A 19,674-nucleotide genomic window follows, 5' to 3' on the forward strand; every position below is an offset into this window, starting at 1 on the left:
TGACCGCATGGGCCGGGTTCGCATTGTCGGGGAACTTGAGGTGTATATAGTCAGACCACACGAATTTGGAAAGACTGCAAATGTGGAAATGGCTGGCCGCTGCGGCCCTGATCGCCCCTCCTGCCCTGGCGGATGAGGCGGGCGATTTCGATTACTACGTAATGGCGTTGTCATGGTCGCCCAATTGGTGCGACCGCGAAGGGCGCGCGCGCAATTCACCGCAGTGTGCACCGGGGGCGAATTACGGCTGGGTGCTGCACGGTTTGTGGCCGCAACATGAATACGGCTACCCACAGGATTGCCGCACCAGCGTGCAACCCCCGTCGCGCGGACAAACGGCGGCCATGGCCGATATCATGGGGACCAGCGGGCTGGCATGGTACCAGTGGAACAAACACGGCAGCTGTTCGGGCCTGACGTCGCAGGCCTATTTCGATCTGGCGCGCAGGGCCTACGACAGCGTCGATATCCCGCAAGCCTTTCGCGAGTTGAACCGGGACGTGACCCTGCCTGCATCGCTGATCGAGGAGGCCTTCATCGACAAGAATCCCGAGCTGTCACCCGACGGGGTGACCGTCACATGCCGCGACGGCGCGATCCAAGAGGCGCGGATCTGCCTGACCAAGGATCTGGAACCGCGTGACTGCGGCGCGGACGTGGTGCGCGACTGCACATTGCAAAGTGCGACATTCGGGGCGATCGACTGATGCTGCGCTGGCAACCCGGCGATGATGTGGGCGCGCTGGACGACTGGCCATTCACCGCGTCCGCCAGCGACTACGAGATTCTGCGCGGCACACCCCGCGCGAGCGGCCGCATCATTGCCGGTGGGCCGGGCCACCCCACCCGTGCGGGGATCTGGCGCTGCACGGCCGGTGCGTTTTCCTGTATCGAACAAGGCGACGAGATGATGACGGTCCTGTCCGGCAACGGCACGCTGACGGATGTCGCAAGCAAGGAGGTGACCCCCTTTGCAGCCGGTGACACCTTGTTCAGCCGCGACGGGCGGCGGGTGATCTGGGATGTGACACAGGACGTGACAAAGGTCTTTTTCGGTCACAAGGACGGTGGGTTTTGATCATCATTCGGCCTGCGGGCCGATGCCTCCGGCGGGAGTATTTCAGGCAAGATGATTCTGTGCGTCACTGCACGAATGGACCGGGGTCGAGGCCGCGCAGGGCCTCCGCGGTATCCATCGGGCGTTTTCCGGCGCGTTGCAAGCGGGTGATCCGCACGGACCCCGTGCCGCAAGCGATCGTCAGGTCGCGCAGGACCTGCCCTGGATCACCGCTTGCGTCAGCGACCTGACTGGCGAGCAATTTCACCCGTTCGCCACCAATTTCAGTCCAAGCACCGGGAAATGGTGACAGCCCGCGGATTTGTGCATCGACGGTCGCTGCATCCTGCGTCCAGTCGATCCGCGCTTCTGCCTTGTCGATCTTGGCGGCATAGGTGACGCCGGCGTCAGGCTGCGGGACCGGGTGCAGCGTCGCAAGCCCGGCGAGCGCCTCGACAATCAGGCGTGCGCCCATAACGGACAGGCGGTCGTGCAGGGTTCCCGTCGTGTCATCGGCGGCGATGGACGTTGTTTCGCGCAGCAGAAAAGGGCCTGTATCCAGCCCTGCCTCCATCTGCATGATGCATACGCCGGTTTCCCGGTCACCGGCCATGATCGCGCGGTGGATGGGTGCGGCCCCGCGCCAGCGCGGCAAGAGCGAGGCATGGATATTCAGGCAACCGTGGCGCGGCGCATCCAGCACGGCCTGCGGCAGGATCAGTCCGTAGGCCACGACGACCGCGATATCGGCGTCCAGATCGGCAAAGGCCTGCTGCGCCGCATTCGATTTCAGCGAGACCGGGTGCCGCACCTCCAGCCCGAGTGACTCTGCCCGCTGCTGCACGGGGCTGGGCCGGTCTTTCTTGCCACGCCCGGCGGGACGTGGCGGTTGTGCGTAGACGGCGACCACCTCGTGCCCTGCATCGACCAGCGCCTGCAGCACCGGCACCGAAAAGTCGGGTGTTCCCATGAAGATGACGCGCATATTGGCCCCCTGTCTGATCTGGGCGGCACCCTAGCGTCTGATGCGGGAATGGCTAGCAGCTTCGGCCCAGCACCAGCACATAGGTCGGCCCCTTGGCACCCTGTGCGACACCGACACCCATTTCGGACACGCGCGGGTGCAGGATGTTGGATAGATGGCCGGGTGAGGCATTCCAGCCATTCACAACCTGTGCAACGCGCGGGAAATCCCAGGCCACGTTTTCGGCAATGGTGCAGGCCTGATAGCCGCGGGCGCGGGCGCGCAGCTGCGAATTGGACCCGTCACTGCCACGGTGACCGCGAATGGCATGGACCGCCATATCGCAGGCATGATCCTGCGAGGCCTGCGCCAGTCGTTGGTTGAAGCCCAGTGGCGGCAGACCGCGCGCGCGCCGGGTCTGGTTCACACCGTTGACGATCTCTGTCGCGATGGCGTTGTAGTTGCCAGGGGCAGCGCAGGCATTTGCAGCGGACACATGCGTGGGCAGCGCCAGCGCGGTCGCCGCGCACATGATAAAGAATAGGGGTCGCAGCATCTTGGTCCTCCGGTTGGTCAGAGGTCCAGGGTGCGTTTTGAAAACGGCGCTTGTTAGGCGCAGATCGCGCGATTTTCGGGTCAGGCGCTGCGGATGAACCGCCCGCCGAGGCTGGCACAGGCAAAGAGCGCCACCGCCACACAAACGATCGAAGGGCCTGTCGGTGTGTCCAGCTGCAAGGATAGCGCGATGCCGCCAAGTGCTGCGGTCACGCCGATCAACGCGGCAACGGCGGCCATCCGTTCGGGACCGTTGCTGGCACGGCGCGCCGCCGCCGCGGGGATCACCAGCAGGGCCGTAATCAGCAATGCGCCCACGACCTTGATCGCGACGGCCACGACGCCAGCCAGCATCAGCGTCAGGATCAGATTTTCGCGTTGCGGATCGACGCCGGAGGCCGTCGCCAGGTCGGGATTCAGGGTCGCCAGCAACAAGGCCGACCAGTGCCACCACAAAAGCGCCAGCACGACCAGCACACCCGCCCAGATCACCGCCAGATCGCCGCGCGTCACGGTCAGAACGTCGCCGAATAGATAGGCCTCGAGGTCGATCCGCGCCCCCGGCAGCAACGCCACCGCCACAAGACCCAGCGCCAGGGCGCCATGCGCAAGCACGCCCAGAATGGTGTCGGTGCCCTGTTGGCGATCGCTCAGCCTGTGGATCAGCAATGCGACGATCAAGGCGACAAACCCCACGCCCGCGATCACCGAGACATTCAGCGCAAGCGCAAGCGCCACGCCCAGGATTGCGGCATGGGCAGTGGCGTCACCGAAATAGGCCATGCGCCGCCAGACCACGAAACAGCCCAGAATACTGGCCGCCAGGGCCGTGCCGACCGCGGCAAGCGCCGCGCGCACCAGAAAATCGTCCAGCATTCAGTCCGTTGTCCCGTGATGGTGGTGGTGATGATGGTGATCATGATCGTGGCGATAAAGCGCGAGCGCGCCACCGGTGCCTGTCCCGAACAATTCGCGATAGGCCGGTGCGGCGGAAACGACCTCGGGCGTGCCTTCGCAACAGATATGACCGTTCAGGCAGATCACCCGGTCAGACGCGCTCATGACCACGTGCAGTTCATGACTGACCATCAGCACGGCACAGCCCAGGTCCGCCCGCACATCCTCGATCAGGCGATAGAATTGCGCGGCCCCCGGCTGGTCGAGGCCTTGTGTCGCCTCGTCCAAGATCAAAAGTTGCGGTGCGTTCAGGATCGCGCGGGCCAAGAGGACACGCTGAAACTGCCCGCCTGACAGATCGGCCATCTGACGGTTGGCCACATGGGCGACACCGGTGCGCGTCAGTGCCGTTTCCGCCTGCGCGCGCGACACCCGGCGCGGCAGATCCAGAAACCGGCGGGCGGTCAGCGGCAAGGTGGCATCGATTGACAGTTTCTGCGGCACATACCCGATGCGCAGGCCCGCCTCACGCAGGATGCGCCCGCTGTCAGGGCGCAAGGCACCAATCAGACTGCGCAAAAGCGTCGATTTGCCCGACCCGTTGGGCCCGACGATCGTCACGATTTCACCCGCCGCAATCGACAGGCTGACATCCTGCAGGATCGCCGTCGTCCCGTAAGAGACGCGCAGGTTTTCCGCAGACAGCAGCGTCATGCCGGCACCTGACATTTCGGGCACAGGCCCTCTGCTTCGATCACCGTGCGTTCGATGGCAAATCCGCTGTCATCGGCCATACGGTCCAGGGTCGCAGGCGATGCCGCCTCGGCCACGGTGCGACAGGACCGGCAGATCATGAACGCCGGATCATGTTCGGCCCCCGGTCGCGCACAAGCGACAAAGGCATTGAGCCGTTCGATCCGGTGGGCAAGGCCATTATCCACCAGAAACGACAACGCGCGGTAGGCGATGGGTGGCTGGTCGCCCAAGCCTTCGTCCCGCAGCCGGGACAGAACGTCATAGGCCCCCATCGCAGTATGGCTTTCCAGCAGGATCTCCAGCACGCGACGGCGCACCGGAGTCAGGCGGATATCGGCAGCCTCGGCCTGCGCGATTGCACCGCTGACACAGGCGCTGTGATCGTGGGGATCGAAACCGCTGCTCATGAAATGTCCACTTGTTATGTTATAACAATACATTTATAGCCCCACCCGAAACCAATCACAAGGGGACTCTCCATGCTGCGTCTGACCACCACAACAGCCCTCGTCATGCTATCCACCACCGCGATGGCCGAGGTGCCGCGTGTTTTGACGGATATTGCGCCGATCCATAGCCTTGTGGCGCAGGTGATGGGCGATCTGGGCGCACCGGACCTGTTGGTGCCCGCGGGTGGTGATGCGCACCACATGGCGCTGCGCCCGTCCGATGCACGCCTGCTGGATCAGGCGCAGGTGGTGGTTTGGGTCGGCGAAAGCCTGACACCCTGGCTGGACGAGCCGCTGCGCACGCTCGCGCCCACAGCCGCGACGCTGACCCTGCAAGAGGTCGCTGGCTGGACCCCGCGGATGTATCCCGACGCAGATGATCATACGGGTCATGAAGGACATGAAGACCATGCGGATCACGACGATCATGCGGATCATGACGATCATACGAATCACGATCACGATCACGATCATGAACATGATCACGCTGGTGACGATCACACAGGCCATGACGACCACGCAGGTCACGCGCACACAGGGCTGGACCCGCATGCCTGGATCGACCCGGTCGCGGCCAAGGTCTGGGTGGGCGCGATCCGCGATACGCTGACCGCGACCGACCCCGACAATGCAGCCACCTATGCCGCCAATGCCGCAGGCACGATGCAGCGTCTGGATACGCTGACCGACCAGCTGACAACGACGCTGGCCGGCGTGCCTGCTGGCAGCTGGCTGGCACCCCATGACGCCTTTGGTTATTTCGAAGACCGGTTCACGGTGCCCTCTGCCGGGGCCGTGGCCGACAGCGAAGCGGTGGCCCCCGGTGCCGCAGGCCTGTCAGACCTGCGCGAACGGGTATCCGGCGGCAATGTCAGCTGCGTGCTGTTCGAGGTGAACACCGCCGACGATCTGGCCCGCACCCTGACCGACGGAACCACGGCCAAGACAGCAGCGATCAGCGTGGCAGGTGCAGGGCTGGAACCGGGTCCCGCACTTTATGCTACGCTTCTGACCAGTATTGCGGACACGCTGGTGGATTGCACGGCGTCCTAACTGCCGAACAGCCCGGTCAGCGCCCGTTGCACCAGACCGGTGACGGACGGGCGCTTGACCGCCTGAAACGGCAGCGGACGGCAGACTTCGATCGCGGCGACGCCCACACGGGCCGTCAGCGCGCCGTTCACGATCCCCTCGCCGAACCGGCGCGATACCTTGGAGAGCAGACCGCCGCCCGCGACGGACCCGATCAGATCGTCGCCCACGGCCACCGCCCCGGTTGCCACCAGATGCGACAGCACCGTGCGCACTAGCCGCAGACTGCCCAAGGTGCCCGACCGGCCCCCATAGATTTCGGCAATCCGCCGGATCATGCGGATATTTGCCGTCAATGCCGTAAAGACATCCGCCAGTGCCAGGGGCACGACTGCCGTCACCAGCGCCACTTGCCGGGCAGCGGCCTGCACCTCGGCCACGGCGCGCGCGTCCAGCGGGACCAGCAGACTGCGTTCGGCCAGGTCCAGCAATCCGTCGGCATCCATCAGCTCTGGCGCGCGGTCGGCCAGTTGCGCCCGCCCCCAGCTGGTATCGTCGCGCCCGGCATAAAGTGCGGTCAGTTGGTCCACTACCTTGCGCGCAGCCTTCAGATCGTGGCCAGCGTGGGCCTGTGCGGCATCGGCCTGCACGCGATCGATACGGCGCAAACGGCTGAATGCCGACAACTCGCGGATCACGACGGCCAGACAGACGCAGACGAACAGAATCAGCAGCCCGGTGAACACCATGCCAAGGATCGGATGCGCCGCGACCAGCCCCGTGACGTAATTCCACGCCGCAAGCGAGATGATGAAACCGAAAATCACCAGCAGCAGCGACCAGAACCAGCGCGCCAGCGGGTTGGGCTTGCGCGTGCCCAGCGCTACCACGGATTGCATCGCGGCCCCCTGCGGCAGGTCATCCACGATGGCGGGCGCGGTCGCGGGCGTCTGGTCGGCGGGCCCGTCGAGGTCGATCAGCACGGGGCGTTTCATAGCCGGTCTCCGATCAAGAATTCGGCCGCCTTGTCCAGCCGGATATGCGGCGGCCCTTCGCCCGGTTTCAGCGTCAGATGCGATGGAGCAAAGCGCATGACCTTGTAGTCGCCCTCGCCCCAGTTTTCCGCACCCGACCTGGCCGGTGACAGCAGGTGTGCGGGATCGGTCGGCAACAGGCCGGGATAGAACGCGGCCTCCTTGCCGCTGTCCAGCAGGCGTCCGCGCACCACGTCCAACGTGCCGCCATCGTGATCCACGGTCTGTTCGACCGTCGTGCGCAGCGCGGCAATCGACATCGCCTCGGTCCGCGCACCCGCGAAATCCGCCCGGTCCTGCGCGTCGCGCAGCAAGGCCTGCGTGATCGCGGTCAGCTGTGGATGCTGCGTGTGATGCAGGTGGTCTGCCTTGGTCGCGGCAAACAGGATGCGTTCCACGCGCCGCCCGTTAAAAATGCGACTGATAAAGCTGTTCCGCCCCGGATTGAACGCCGTCAGAATGTCGGCCATCGCACTGCGCAGGTCGTCCAGCGCACGCGGGCCAGCATTGATCGCCCCCAGCACGTCGACCAGAACGACCTGCCGGTCGATCTTGGCGAAATGATCGCGAAAGAACGGACGCACCACATGGCGTTTGTAGGATTCGAACCGGCGCTCGAATTCACGTGCCAGCGAACCGCGCGGCGCCACGCCATCCGGCAGCGGCGCAAAGGTCAGGACAGGACTGCCGGCCAGATCGCCGGGCAAGAGAAACCGACCCGGTGTGCAATCGGAATATCCCGCAGCCCGCGCCGCCTGCAGGTGCGCGGTATAGGCATCGGCCAGGGTGCGTGCTGTAGGCTCTTGCAGCTTTTGCGCAGGGTCGGCAGCGTCCAGCGCCGCCAGATAGGCATCACCCTTGGGCCGCCCCGGCGCGCGCGCCAGTGCCGCACGCGACCATGTGGCAAAGTCCTGATCCAGCAGCGCCAGATCCAGCAGCCATTCCCCAGGATAGTCGACGATATCCAGATGCACCGTGCGCGGCCCCTGCAACCCCGCCAACATGCCAGAGGGCTGCACCCGCAGCGACAGGCGCAATTCAGAGATGTGCCGCGTGCCTTCGGGCCAATGCGGGTCCTGCCCCGTCAGGTTGCCAAGGTAGGTTTCGTAATCGAACCGTGGCAGGGTATCGTCGGGCTGCGGCTGCAGATAGGCGGTCTGGATCGCGCCGCTGGCAGCGGCCCGCAGTTGCGGCATGCGGCCCCGGTTCATCAGGTTCGCAACCAGTGACGTGATGAACACCGTCTTGCCAGCGCGCGACAGCCCCGTGACGCCCAGCCGGATCACCGGATCGCTGAACGGTGCTGTCAATGGCCGGGTCACGGCCCCTGCCACATTGCCCACGCCACGCGCGATTTGATCGGTAAAGTCTGTCAGGCCCACGCGTATCCCCTCTTTGTCCGCTACAACTAGGGTCTTGCTGCGACGATGGGTAGGGATTGATTTCGGCGCCCCCCGCTTTTACGACCCGTTTCATGCCACGCTATGCCCTGAAAATCGAATACGACGGCACGCCCTTTTCGGGGTGGCAGCGTCAGGCTGACCAGCCGTCGGTGCAGGCCGCGATCGAGACGGCACTGGCGCGGCTGGAACCGGGTGATCACAGGATTGGTGCGGCGGGCCGGACCGACACCGGCGTGCACGCCACCGGGCAGATAGCTCACTGCGACCTGACCCGCGACTGGGACCCGTTCCGCCTGTCAGAGGCGCTGAACTACCACCTCAAGCCGCTGCCCGTTGCCGTTCTGGACTGCGCACAGGTTGCCGACGACTGGCACGCGCGTTTCAGTGCTGTCGAACGACGTTACCTGTTCAAGCTGGCGGCGCGGCGCGCGCCCCTGACCACGGATGCTGGCACGATGTGGCGCGTGACCCACCCACTCGACGCGGCCGCCATGCAGGCCGGGGCAGACCATCTGCTGGGACGGCATGATTTCACCACCTTTCGCGCGGCCCAGTGTCAGGCGGACAGCCCTGTGCGCACATTGGACGAATTGCGGATCGAGGAGCGTTACACCCATGCGGGTCAGCTGTTGCACATTCATGTGCGGGCCCGGTCGTTCCTGCATAATCAGGTGCGCAGCTTTGTCGGGACGCTCGAACGGGTGGGTGCCGGACAATGGCATCCCGACGATGTGAAAACCGCCCTTGGTGCGCGCGACCGCAGCGCCTGCGGCCCCGTATGCCCGCCATACGGGCTATATTTGGCGGGTGTGGGCTATCCAGACGATCCCTTCGCCTGACCGAGCGCGTCCCTACCCCGGCGGGTCACGGCCAATTGCGCGATGATTCGCGAAAACGGGCACAGCTGTTATTTGCGTTTGTTCCGGGATGCTTTAGATGTTCATCTGAACTGGGGATGCGGGCGATTTTGATGAATAAACTGGTTTTAGGGGCCACCGGACTGTTGGCGTTGGCAAGTGGGGCCGTTCAGGCCCAGACGATCACGCTGAATGCGCCGGGTGCGGATGACGACCTGACCAGCCTGCTGCGCGATGCGTCACTGTCGGTTTCCATCAATGCCGACGAAGAGGCTGACAAAGCCCCGCAGGATTACGTCGCCGCCGCGCGTGCCGACTATCGCCGCTTGCTGACCGCGCTTTATGCCGCGGGCTATTACAGCCCGGTGATTTCCATTCAGGTCAACGGGTCCGAGGCGGCAGGCATCCCGCCACTGGACAGCCCGCAGGTCATCGACACGGTGACACTAAACGTCCAGCCCGGTCCGCTGTTCACATTTGGCCGGGCCGACATCACCCCTGTCGCCCCCGGCACCGAACTGCCCGAAGGCTATGCCGTCGGTGCGGATGCCAAGGCCGATGTGATCAGGCAAGCCGCCAGCGTCGCACGCACCCGTTGGCAGGAACTGGGCTATGCCAAGGTGCAGGTCGCGGACCAACAGATCATTGCGCAGCACAGCGACAACCTGCTGGCCGCCGATGTCACGCTGGATACGGGTCCGCAGCTGACCTTTGGCCCGCTGATCGTCACCGGCAACGCCGATGTGCGCACCGCGGCGATCCAGCGGATCGCAGGATTGCCCACGGGCGAGGTCTATTCCCCCGACGCGCTGACGGCCGCTGCCAACCGTTTGCGCCGCACGGGCGCCTTTGATTCCGTTGCACTGACCGAAGCCGACGACATCGCAGCCGGCGATACGTTGCCCATCACTGCAACCATCGCAGAGAGCCTGCCACGGCGGATCGGTTTCGGTCTTGAACTGTCATCGGTCGAAGGCGTGCGGGTTTCGACGTTCTGGATTCACCGCAACGCCTTTGGCGGGGCAGAGAATTTCCGCATCGATGGCGAGGTGGCCGGGATCGGTGGGACAACCGGCGGGACGGACTACACGCTGTCGACCGCGCTCAAGGTGCCCGCGATCTATGGCCCGCAGACGGATTTCACATTCACCACCGCGATCAGCCGCGAAGACGAGCCTGAATTCCTGATCGACAAATTCTCGACCGAGGCGCTGGTGACACGGCTGATTACCGAGGATCTGGAAATCGAAGGGGGTCTGGGTCTCTTGCTGGCGCAAGAGGAAACGAATTTCGGCGACCGGGATTACCTGCTTTTGACTGCGCCGCTGGCCGCGACCTACGACAAGCGCAATAGCGAAACCAACGCCACCTCTGGTTATTATATCAAGGCCTCGGCCACGCCGTTTCTCGCACTGGATGGTGGCGAGAGTGGCGCACGCGGGTTTCTGGACACACGCGGATACGTCAGCTTCGGTACCGACGATCGCTTTACCATCGCCGCACGGGCGCAGCTGGGCACCGTCATCGGGCCGGACATCGACCAGGCCCCGCAGGATTTCCTGTTCTATTCAGGCGGCACCAGCACCGTGCGCGGTCAGGGCTATCAATCGCTGGGCGTGCCCCAGATTGTCGACGGCGAAACCGTCACGGTCGGGGGGAAATCCTTTGCCGGTGCGCAGATCGAGGCGCGCGTTGGCATCACCGAAGCAATCAGCGCCGTGGGGTTCTACGATTACGGCTATGTCGGTGCGGATTCCGCGCCGTTTCAGGACGGCGCGGATCAATCCGGCGTCGGGATCGGCATCCGCTACGACACCGGCATCGGCCCCATCCGCCTGGATATCGGCACACCAGCCAGCGGTGACGATCAATTCAAGTCTGTCGAAGTCTACATCGGGATCGGGCAAGCGTTTTGAAAAAGTATCTTGTATTTGCAACTCTCGCCGCCCTGCCCTTTGCCGCCACGGCCCAGGACGAAGAAGGCGAAGGTTACCTGACGCGCCTCATTCAGGACAATCTGTCGGGCGATGATCGTATCGTCGACATTCAGGGGTTCGAGGGCGCGCTGTCGTCCGAGGCAACGGTCGCCCGCATCACGGTCGCGGACAGCGACGGGGTTTGGCTGACACTTGAAGATGTCACTTTGGACTGGAACCGCAGCGCCCTGCTGCGCGGGCGCATCGACGTCCAGGAACTGAGCGCGGCCTTGATCCGGGTGGACCGCGCCCCGATCACACCCCCATCCGAAAACATCCCCGACGCCGAGGCGCAGCCATTTTCTCTGCCAGAGCTGCCCGTCTCGATTCAGTTGGATTCGCTCGACATCGCACGGATCGAACTGGGCGAACCCCTGATCGGTGAGGCGCTGGCCCTGTCGCTGACGGGGTCCGCGTCACTGGCAGGTGGCGAAGGGTCGGCCAATGTGACCGCAAACCGGCTGGACGGCCAGACCGGCATTTTCGACATTGCAGGATCTTATGACAACGAAACCCGAAATGTCGGCCTGAACCTGCGTGTCGAAGAAGGCGAGGACGGCCTGATCGCCACCCGGGCGGGCATCCCCGGTGCACCTTCCTTGTTGCTGACCCTTCAGGGCGATGCACCACTCAGCGCATTCGCAGCCGACCTGACGCTTGCCACATCCGGCCAGCCCCGGATCACCGGCAATTTCGCGCTGGACCAGACCGATAGCCAGACAGGATTCGCGCTGAACATCGGCGGCGATGTGACGCCACTGCTGGCCCCCGATTATCAGGGGTTCTTTGGCACGGATGTGGCACTGGTCGCGACTGGTGCGCAGGCTGATGACGGGTCGTTTTTTCTGTCCGACCTCGACCTGAGCGCGCAAAAGCTGAACCTGCAAGGCGAGGTGCGTGTCGATGCCGACGGCTGGGCCGAATTCATCGACCTGACCGGCACCGTGGCCGACACAACCGGCGACAGCGTTCTGCTGCCCATCGGCGGGCCGAAAACCTATGTCGACAACGTGGACCTGAGCATCCAGTTCGACCAAAGCCTGGGCGAGGACTGGACCGCCAGCTTTGACATCAACGGGTTCGACCGGCCCGGTCTGGGTATCGACGCGATCACGCTGGACGGCGGCGGCACGATCCGCGCCGAAAGTGCGGCTGACGCCGGTTTGTTCACCGCCGATCTGCAATACCGGGCTGACGGTGTGGAACTGGACGACGCAGGCGCGGCGCAGGCCTTTGGTGATGCGCTGACGGGACAGATCGTGGTCCTGCGCGATCCCACGGCACCGATCGAAATCCCGACGCTGACGCTGAACGGGCCGGGGATCGAACTGGATGCCCAGGCAACGATCGACACCAGTGGCGACACGCCTGTGATCAACACGCAGCTGAATTTCGACGCCGATGCGATCCAGCGGTTTTCGACCCTCGCAGGACGCGATCTGGGGGGTGCGGCGCGCGCCACCATCACCGCCGTTCTACAACCGCTGGACGGCATGTTCGACATCAACATCGATGCAGCCACCGACGATCTGGCCGTCGATGTTGCGCAGCTTGACCCCATTCTGGCGGGCGAAGGCACCGTGCGCCTGTCTGCCGTGCGCGATACCGAAGGCACGCGCCTGCCCAACCTGCGGATCGAAACACCCGAGGCCCTGATTACAGGCCGCGCCAATCTGACCAGTGCTGTCAGCACCGGCGATTTCGACGTGAGCCTCCGCAACCTTGGACTGGTTGTGGCCGGACTGGACGGACCCGCGAACGTCACCGGCACCGCCGATCGCGCAGCCGATGGCAATGTGACTTTTGACGTACAGGGACAGGTGCCCGAAACCACCTTTGCAGCGACAGGCACCGTCGCGCCATTCGAGGACACGCAGCGCGTCAACGCCGTGGTGAACCTGCAGGCGGACGATCTGTCGGTTTTCCGTCAGATCAGCAATCAGGACCTGTCGGGTGCCGTCGATCTGGCGGTCGACGCCAGCTTGCTTGCGGATCTGACGAACTACAGCGCGGATATCACCGGCAGCATGCAGGACGTGCAGACCGGGTTCGATCAGGTTGACCCGCTGCTGGTCGGCGCAGGCAGTCTGCGTGGCACGGTCGGATATACCGGTGACGCGACATACCGGGTCCAGGATCTGAACCTGCAGACGCCGCAACTGTCGCTGACCGGCGACGCGCTGGGTGGCCTGACCGGCCCGGCCGAGGCCGATATCGCCCTGCGCCTGACCGACGTGGGTCTGGTCGTCGACGGTCTGGCGGGCCCGCTGGCCGCCACCATCACCGGCAATCGCGACGCAAGCGAGGTGGCGAACCTGATCCTGCGGGCCCAAGGCCCCGGCGTCGATCTGGACGCTGATGTGCAGATTGCAGCTCCGCAGGACGACTACCGGATCGCCGGGCGCATCGCAGCAGAAGTGCCCGACCTCGCCCCCTACGCTGCCCTCGCGGGGCAGGATGCGATTTCAGGTGGGATTGATCTGGTGGTGGACGGCACGCTGTTGCCCGACCTCAGCGCCGTGGATGTGACGCTGAACGGGACCACGCAGGACATCACCGCCGGCATTGCACAGGTTGACCAACTGATGGCGGGTGCAGGCCGCATCAGCGGCGGGGTCGCACGGACAGGGCCGGACAGTTTTGCGTTGAACAACCTGGATGTGGCGACGCCACAATTCACCCTGTCCGGTAGCGGCAGCGGCGGCCTGACCGGCCCCTTGGACGCCGACATCACCGCGATCCTGCGGGATGCGGGCACGCTGGCACAGGGGCTGAATGGGGCGCTGACGCTGGATCTGACCGCGGACCGCGACAGCACCGGAACTGCACAGATCGACCTGACCGCCCGTGGCAGCGGCACCGATGTCGCGGTCGATGCCACCGTTGCACCGCAGGAGGACGATTACCGCATCACTGCAACCGTGGATGCCGCCATCGCACAGCTATCGCAATTTGCGGCCCTGGCCGGCCAGCCGATTTCCGGCGGTTTGTCCGTCAATGCTGCCGCCACTTTGATGCCGGACCTCAGTACTTTGGACGTGCAGGCCCGGGCGCAGACCCGCCAGCTGGCCATCGGCAACAGTCAGGTCGACCAGTTGCTGGCCGGCACCGGCAATCTGACGGTCGACGCCAGCAAGGACGGTGCGGATATCACCGTGCGGTCCTTTGACGTGCAGTTCCCGCAGATCACCGCATCCGGTGCCATCGAGGCGGGTCAGGGTGGCAGTGCTGCCGGGCAAATTCAGGCGCGGCTGGCCAATGTCGGACTGTTCACCGATGCCCTCAGCGGTCCTGTGACGGCGCAAGGCCAGGTCGGACGTACGGCGGGTGGTGATTTCACACTTGATATCGACGCCACGGGACCGGGCGGCATTCAGGCCAGCGCCGATGGCACGGTGGCGGCTGGCGGCAACCTGAATCTGGACGCCAACGGACAGGTGCCGCTGGGGTTGGCCAATACGTTCATCACGCCGCGCAGTCTGGACGGGATCGCAACGTTCAACCTGTCGGTGAACGGACCCCCTGCCCTGACCTCTGTCAGCGGGCAGATCGCCACGGGCGGCGCACGCCTGTCGCTGCCGTCCCTGTCGGAATCCTTGGAAAACATCACGGGTCGCATCGCACTCGACGGGCAATCCGCACAGATCGACATGACCACCGAGGTCGGCACTGGCGGCACCTTGACGCTGACCGGTCCTGTGGCCCTGACGGGCGGCTACAATGCCGACCTGGGACTCGCATTGCGGGCTGTCCGGCTGCGCGATCCCAACCTCTACGAGGCGATCCTGAACGGGCGCGTTACCGTGCAGGGTCCGCTTGCAGGCGGTGCCGTGATCGGCGGTGACGTCCAGCTGAGCGAGGCCAACATTCAGGTCCCGTCATCGGGCGTCGGCGGGTTGGGCGAATTGCCGGAAGTCCGCCACCTGAACCCTGATGCAGGTGTGCGCCAGACGTTGAACCGCGCCGATGTGGCGATTGACGGCGGCGACCGTGCTGCGGCGGAGACGGGTGGCGGCGGGCCAGTCTATCCGCTGGCGCTGACCATCACTGCGCCTAACCAGATATTTGTCCGGGGGCGCGGGCTGGACGCTGAACTGGGCGGTCAGCTGGCGCTGGGTGGCACAACCGCCAACATCATCCCCGTCGGTCAGTTCGACCTGATCCGGGGGCGCATCAGCATCCTGCAACAACGGTTCGACCTGACAGAAGGCTCTGCCACGCTTCAGGGCGATTTCCTGCCCTATCTGCGGCTGGTGGCCGCGACGGAAACCGACAACGGAACCGTCGTGCGCATCGTGGTCGAAGGCCCGGCCAACGACCCCGAGGTCAGCTTTGAATCCGTTCCAGACCTGCCGCAGGACGAGGTACTTTCGCAGCTGATCTTTGGCCGGGACCTGTCGGAAATTTCGCCACTGCAGGCGGTGCAGCTGGCCGCAGCCGTGGGCGAGCTGGCCGGTCGCGGGGGCGGCGGTCTGATCGACGGGTTCCGTGCAAATCTGGGGTTGGACGATTTCGACGTGACCACCGATGCCGAAGGCAATGCCGCGCTGCGGGCCGGCAAATACCTGTCCGACAACCTCTATACCGATGTGACAATCGGCAGCGATGGATCGACCGAGATCAACCTCAACCTCGATATCACGAGCGAGATCACGGCCAAGGGCACCGCTGGTGCGGATGGAGAAACCAGCATCGGTATCTTTTTCGAACGGGATTACTGACGGCAGACGTGGTCGGGGGGCTGTCTGCCCCCCGGTGCGCTGCACCTCCCCCCGAGGATATTTCGGAAACAGCGTATGCTTTGCGTCAGGCGCTGACAGCCAGCACGTTTTCAGCCTGATGGTAGGGACAGGCGACACGGTGACCCGGCCCGACCTCCAGCATCGGTGGCAGAGCCTGTGCGCAGGTCGCTTGCGCCTTGGGACAGCGCGTGCGGAACACGCAGCCCGACGGTGGCGATATGGGTGAGGGCAATTCGCCGTCCAGCGTGGTGCGCGGACGTTTGCGTTCCAGAACGGGGTCCGGGATCGGGACAGAGCTGATCAGCGCCTGCGTATAAGGATGTTCGGGCCGTGTCGTGATGGTCCGCGCGTCGGCGGTTTCCATCTGGCGTCCCAGATACATCACCACGATCCGGTCGCTTATGTGCTTTACGACAGACAGATCGTGCGCGATGAAGATCATCGACAATCCCATGTCGCGCTGCAATTCACGCAGCAGGTTCACCACCTGCGCCTGGACCGACACATCGAGGGCAGAAACGGGTTCGTCGCAGATCAGCAGCTTGGGTTTCAGGATCAGCGCGCGGGCAATCCCGATGCGCTGGCACTGGCCGCCGGAGAATTCGTGAGGATAGCGGTTCACGAGGTTTGGCAGCAGGCCCACCCGTTTCATCATGTCCTGTACACGCGATTTGCGATCCGCGCGCGACAGGCCCGGTTCGTGTGTGACCAGCGGTTCGGCGATGATGTCGCCTACCGTCATGCGCGGGTTCAGGGCCGCCAAGGGGTCCTGAAAGATCATCTGCACATCGCGGCGGTGCACCCTCCGCTCGCGCGGTGTCATCGCGGCGAGGTCGGCCCCCTCAAAGTTGATCTGACCACCTGACGACGGCACGGTGCCCACGATGGCGCGTGCGAGCGTGGATTTGCCGGAGCCGGATTCCCCCACGACGCCAAGGCATTCGCCCGGTGCGAGGTCGAACGTCATCTGGCTGACCGCCTGCAATTTCAGCGGTGCCGTCCAGGGCCAGGCCCCGCGCGGGCGCACATCGAATGTGACGGACAAATCGCGCAGCGACAGGATCGGTTCGGTCATGCGGACACCTCTGATTTCGGGACATGGCAGGCGCGGCGACGATTGCCATCAAAGGTCGCCAGTTCCGGCGGGATGTGGGCGCATGTGTTCTGAACATAGGCACAACGCGCGGTGAACGGACAGCCCTGCGGCAGACGCGACATGTCGGGCGGTTCGCCCGCAATGGTCAACAGTTCGTCGTCGTCGCGGTCAAGGCGCGGCACGGCACGCAAGAGTCCCTTGGTATAGGGATGCGAGGGGTCAGCGAACACGGGATCGGTCGGGCCGTCCTCCATGATCTGGCCGCCATACAGCACCAGCGTCCGGTCGCAGAAACCCGCCACAACCCCCAGATCATGGGTGATCAGAATGATCGCCGTCCCGAAATCGTCGCGGATGTCGGCCAGCAGCTGCATGATTTGCGCCTGCACGGTCACATCCAGCGCAGTCGTGGGTTCATCCGCGATCAGCAGGCGCGGGCGACACAGCAGCGACATGGCAATCATGATCCGCTGACGCATCCCGCCGGAAAATTCGTGCGGAAAGGACCGGATGCGGTTGCGCGCATCGGGGATTTTCACCGCGTCCAGCATGTGAATGCTCTCGGCAATGGCGTCCTTTTTGCTCATGCCCTTGTGCAGGGTCAGCACTTCGGCCATCTGCTCTGAAATCCGGATATAGGGGTTCAGCGAGGTCATCGGATCCTGAAAGATCATGCCGATCTGGTTGGACCGCACCTTGTTCATCTTGGATGGTGTGAGGCCCAGCAGGTCGGTGCCGTCGAAACGTACCTGCCCGGTGGCGCGGCCGTTGCGCGCCAGCAGCCCCATCAGTGCAAAGGCGGTCTGGCTCTTGCCGGACCCGCTTTCGCCCACGATGGCCAGTGTTTCGCGCTGATCCAGCTGAAAACTGACGCCGTTGACGGCATTCACGTCGCCGTCTGCGGTGGAAAACGTGACCCGCAGGTTATCGATATCGAGCAGCATCAGCGGTCCTTTGGGTCGAGTGCGTCGCGCAGGCCATCGCCTACAAAGAAAAAGGCGAAGATCGTCAGGACAAAGAACGCCAGCGGAAAATAGAGCTGCCACATGACGCCGTAAGCCATGTTGGACGACCCTTCTGAAATCAGTGCCCCGAGAGAGGTGTTGGGTTCCTGCACGCCAAGACCCAGAAAGCTGATAAAGCTTTCAAAGATGATCATCTGCGGCACCAGCAGCGTGGCATAGACGATCACGATGCCCAGCAGGTTGGGCACGATGTGGCGCAGGATGATGGTAAAGGGTGCGACGCCGGTGGCATGGGCGACCTCGACGAATTCCTTGTTCTTGATCGTCAGGGTCTGACCACGCGCGATCCGTGCCATGTCCAGCCATGAAATCAGGCCGATCCCGAGGAACAGCATGAAGATCGACCGGCCAAAGATCACCAGCATCAGGATAAGGACGAACATGAACGGAATCGACATCAACACATCGACGATCCGCATCATGATGTTGTCGGTGCGGCCACCTGCGTATCCTGCAATCGCCCCGTAGAGCGTGCCGACAATCACCGCGACCAGCGCGCCCACGATGCCGACCATCAGGGAAATCTGCGTCCCCTGCACCACCCGCGCGAACAGATCACGCCCGTTCGCGTCCGTGCCAAAGAAGTGCCCGGTCTCGATCGACGGGACGCCTTTTTGCATGTTGGCACCGATCAGGGTGAAATCGATCATGTCGCGTTCGTGCTGGGCGACAAACTGGCCAAAGATGGCAAAGACAGCGATCCCGAACAGGATGAACGTGCCGACCATCGCAGCCTTGTTGCGCAGGAACCGCGCGCGGGCATCCGCCCAGAGCGACCGGCCCTGCACCTCGGCGAGGTGGGTGGCGTTCAGCAGGCGTTCGGCGTCAGATGAATAGGTCATGTGGCACCCCTAGTAACGGATTTTCGGGTCGATCCACGCATAGAGGATATCGACAACGAGGTTGAACAGGATGGTCAGCGCGCCCACCAGAATGGTGATGCCCATGATGACCGAATAATCGCGGTTAAAGGCGGAATTGACGAAAAACTGCCCGATCCCACCGGTGGAAAAGAAGATGTCGATCACCACCGATCCGGTGATCATGCCCACAAACGCCGGTCCCAGGTAGCTGATCACGGGCAGCATCGTGGGTTTCAGCGCATGTTTGAATATCACGCGGCGCGTGGGCAGACCCTTGGCCCTGGCCGTGCGGATGAAATTGGAATTCAGCACCTCCAGCATGGACGACCGCGTGATCCGCGCGATGGACGCCATGTAGGATGTCGACAGCGCGATGACAGGCATCACCAGATATTGCCACTGACCGCCATTCCAACCGCCACCGGGCAGCCAGCCCAGCCACAGGGTGAATGTCAGCAGCAGGATCGGCGCCATGACAAAGTTCGGCAGCACCTGTGCGCCGATACTGATGCCAACTGCCAGGTAGTCCAGCCAGCTGTTTTGCTTGATCGCAGCAGCGGCCCCGAGGGTCACACCGACGACCACGGCCACGACGAACGACCAGAAACCATAGGTCAGTGTCACCGGGAACCCTTGGGCAATCACGTCATTGACGGTGCGGTCCTCGTATTGGAACGACGGGCCGAAATCGAAATGCACCACGACATTCCAGACATAATCCAGAATCTGTTTCCAGAACGGCTGATCCAGCCCGTATTTCGCCTCGATGTTGGCCAGCACCTGTGGCGGCAGGGGCCGGTCGGAATTGAACGGGCCGCCGGGGGCTGCGTACATCAGGATGAACGACAGGATCACAAGGATCAAAAGCGTCGGCACCGCGATCGCAAGCCGTTTGAGGATAAAGCTGAACATGGATCGGACTTCCCGCAATGGTCACGAAAAACAAAGACGCCGCACCCCCGGTGACA

General features: G+C 63.9%; 17 protein-coding genes. 6 read left to right on the forward strand and 11 right to left on the reverse strand.

Annotated features, from left to right (window positions below):
• Positions 1 to 80 precede the first annotated feature (80 nt).
• Together BMX27_RS06415 and BMX27_RS06420 are read left to right on the forward strand one after the other, a co-directional pair.
• Positions 81 to 707, forward strand: coding sequence for a ribonuclease T2 family protein (locus BMX27_RS06415; protein WP_090159040.1), 627 nt, complete (start codon positions 81 to 83; stop codon positions 705 to 707).
• Positions 707 to 1,078 (forward strand): cupin domain-containing protein, encoded by a 372-nt coding sequence (locus BMX27_RS06420; RefSeq protein WP_090159041.1) that lies wholly within the window; start codon positions 707 to 709, stop codon positions 1,076 to 1,078. Before BMX27_RS06415 ends, BMX27_RS06420 begins: the two co-directional genes overlap by 1 nt.
• Before the next feature lie 64 nt (positions 1,079 to 1,142).
• On the opposite strand, the gene fmt is transcribed toward BMX27_RS06420, so the two are convergent.
• From fmt to BMX27_RS06445, 5 genes are all read right to left on the reverse strand, one after another.
• Positions 1,143 to 2,042, reverse strand: coding sequence for a methionyl-tRNA formyltransferase (fmt, locus tag BMX27_RS06425; protein ID WP_090159042.1), 900 nt, complete (start codon positions 2,040 to 2,042; stop codon positions 1,143 to 1,145).
• 52 nt (positions 2,043 to 2,094) lie between these two features.
• Positions 2,095 to 2,577 (reverse strand): CAP domain-containing protein, encoded by a 483-nt coding sequence (locus BMX27_RS06430; protein ID WP_090159043.1) that lies wholly within the window; start codon positions 2,575 to 2,577, stop codon positions 2,095 to 2,097.
• Positions 2,578 to 2,657: 80 nt separating this feature from the next.
• Positions 2,658 to 3,452, reverse strand: a complete 795-nt coding sequence (locus BMX27_RS06435; RefSeq protein WP_090159044.1) for an iron chelate uptake ABC transporter family permease subunit — start codon at positions 3,450 to 3,452, stop codon at positions 2,658 to 2,660.
• The gene (locus BMX27_RS06440; RefSeq protein ID WP_090159213.1) at positions 3,453 to 4,187 is read right to left on the reverse strand and encodes an ATP-binding cassette domain-containing protein; all 735 of its coding nucleotides are present in this window, start codon (positions 4,185 to 4,187) and stop codon (positions 3,453 to 3,455) included.
• Positions 4,184 to 4,636: a Fur family transcriptional regulator gene (locus BMX27_RS06445; RefSeq protein WP_090159045.1), complete on the reverse strand. Its 453-nt coding sequence runs from the start codon at positions 4,634 to 4,636 to the stop codon at positions 4,184 to 4,186. Before BMX27_RS06445 ends, BMX27_RS06440 begins: the two co-directional genes overlap by 4 nt.
• A gap of 72 nt (positions 4,637 to 4,708) precedes the next feature.
• Here BMX27_RS06445 and BMX27_RS06450 point away from each other — a divergent pair, with 72 nt between their 5' ends.
• On the forward strand, positions 4,709 to 5,731 hold the full coding sequence (locus BMX27_RS06450) for a zinc ABC transporter substrate-binding protein (protein WP_143056790.1): 1,023 nt from the start codon (positions 4,709 to 4,711) through the stop codon (positions 5,729 to 5,731).
• On the opposite strand, the gene BMX27_RS06455 is transcribed toward BMX27_RS06450, so the two are convergent.
• Together BMX27_RS06455 and BMX27_RS06460 are read right to left on the reverse strand one after the other, a co-directional pair.
• On the reverse strand, positions 5,728 to 6,705 hold the full coding sequence (locus tag BMX27_RS06455) for a YcjF family protein (RefSeq protein WP_090159046.1): 978 nt from the start codon (positions 6,703 to 6,705) through the stop codon (positions 5,728 to 5,730). The two genes, BMX27_RS06450 and BMX27_RS06455, sit on opposite strands and share 4 nt — an antisense overlap.
• The gene (locus BMX27_RS06460; protein ID WP_090159047.1) at positions 6,702 to 8,126 is read right to left on the reverse strand and encodes a YcjX family GTP-binding protein; all 1,425 of its coding nucleotides are present in this window, start codon (positions 8,124 to 8,126) and stop codon (positions 6,702 to 6,704) included. The genes BMX27_RS06455 and BMX27_RS06460 overlap by 4 nt, the downstream gene beginning before the upstream one ends.
• Positions 8,127 to 8,218: 92 nt before the next feature.
• Here BMX27_RS06460 and truA point away from each other — a divergent pair, with 92 nt between their 5' ends.
• From truA to BMX27_RS06475, 3 genes are all read left to right on the forward strand, one after another.
• Positions 8,219 to 8,986, forward strand: a complete 768-nt coding sequence (gene truA, locus BMX27_RS06465) for a tRNA pseudouridine(38-40) synthase TruA (RefSeq protein WP_090159048.1) — start codon at positions 8,219 to 8,221, stop codon at positions 8,984 to 8,986.
• A gap of 131 nt (positions 8,987 to 9,117) precedes the next feature.
• On the forward strand, positions 9,118 to 10,920 hold the full coding sequence (locus BMX27_RS06470) for an autotransporter assembly complex protein TamA (protein WP_090159215.1): 1,803 nt from the start codon (positions 9,118 to 9,120) through the stop codon (positions 10,918 to 10,920).
• Positions 10,917 to 15,701, forward strand: a complete 4,785-nt coding sequence (locus BMX27_RS06475) for a translocation/assembly module TamB domain-containing protein (protein ID WP_090159049.1) — start codon at positions 10,917 to 10,919, stop codon at positions 15,699 to 15,701. The genes BMX27_RS06470 and BMX27_RS06475 overlap by 4 nt, the downstream gene beginning before the upstream one ends.
• Positions 15,702 to 15,786: 85 nt before the next feature.
• Here the strand turns inward: BMX27_RS06475 and BMX27_RS06480 are convergent, their stop codons facing one another.
• From BMX27_RS06480 to oppB, 4 genes are read right to left on the reverse strand one after another with little or no spacing between them, the layout of a single operon-like run.
• A complete protein-coding gene (locus BMX27_RS06480) occupies positions 15,787 to 16,797 on the reverse strand; it encodes an oligopeptide/dipeptide ABC transporter ATP-binding protein (RefSeq protein WP_090159050.1) in 1,011 nt (336 codons plus the stop codon).
• Positions 16,794 to 17,762, reverse strand: a complete 969-nt coding sequence (locus tag BMX27_RS06485; RefSeq protein ID WP_143056791.1) for an oligopeptide/dipeptide ABC transporter ATP-binding protein — start codon at positions 17,760 to 17,762, stop codon at positions 16,794 to 16,796. The genes BMX27_RS06480 and BMX27_RS06485 overlap by 4 nt, the downstream gene beginning before the upstream one ends.
• Positions 17,762 to 18,685, reverse strand: coding sequence for an ABC transporter permease subunit (locus BMX27_RS06490; protein ID WP_056036766.1), 924 nt, complete (start codon positions 18,683 to 18,685; stop codon positions 17,762 to 17,764). Before BMX27_RS06490 ends, BMX27_RS06485 begins: the two co-directional genes overlap by 1 nt.
• Positions 18,686 to 18,694: 9 nt before the next feature.
• Positions 18,695 to 19,618 carry an oligopeptide ABC transporter permease OppB gene (gene oppB / locus BMX27_RS06495; protein WP_056036769.1) on the reverse strand — a complete coding sequence of 308 codons (924 nt, stop codon included), beginning with the start codon at positions 19,616 to 19,618 and terminating at the stop codon, positions 18,695 to 18,697.
• Positions 19,619 to 19,674: the final 56 nt, after the last annotated feature.

The organism is Loktanella sp. DSM 29012, from assembly GCF_900110705.1.
Lineage (GTDB): Bacteria > Pseudomonadota > Alphaproteobacteria > Rhodobacterales > Rhodobacteraceae > Loktanella > Loktanella gaetbuli.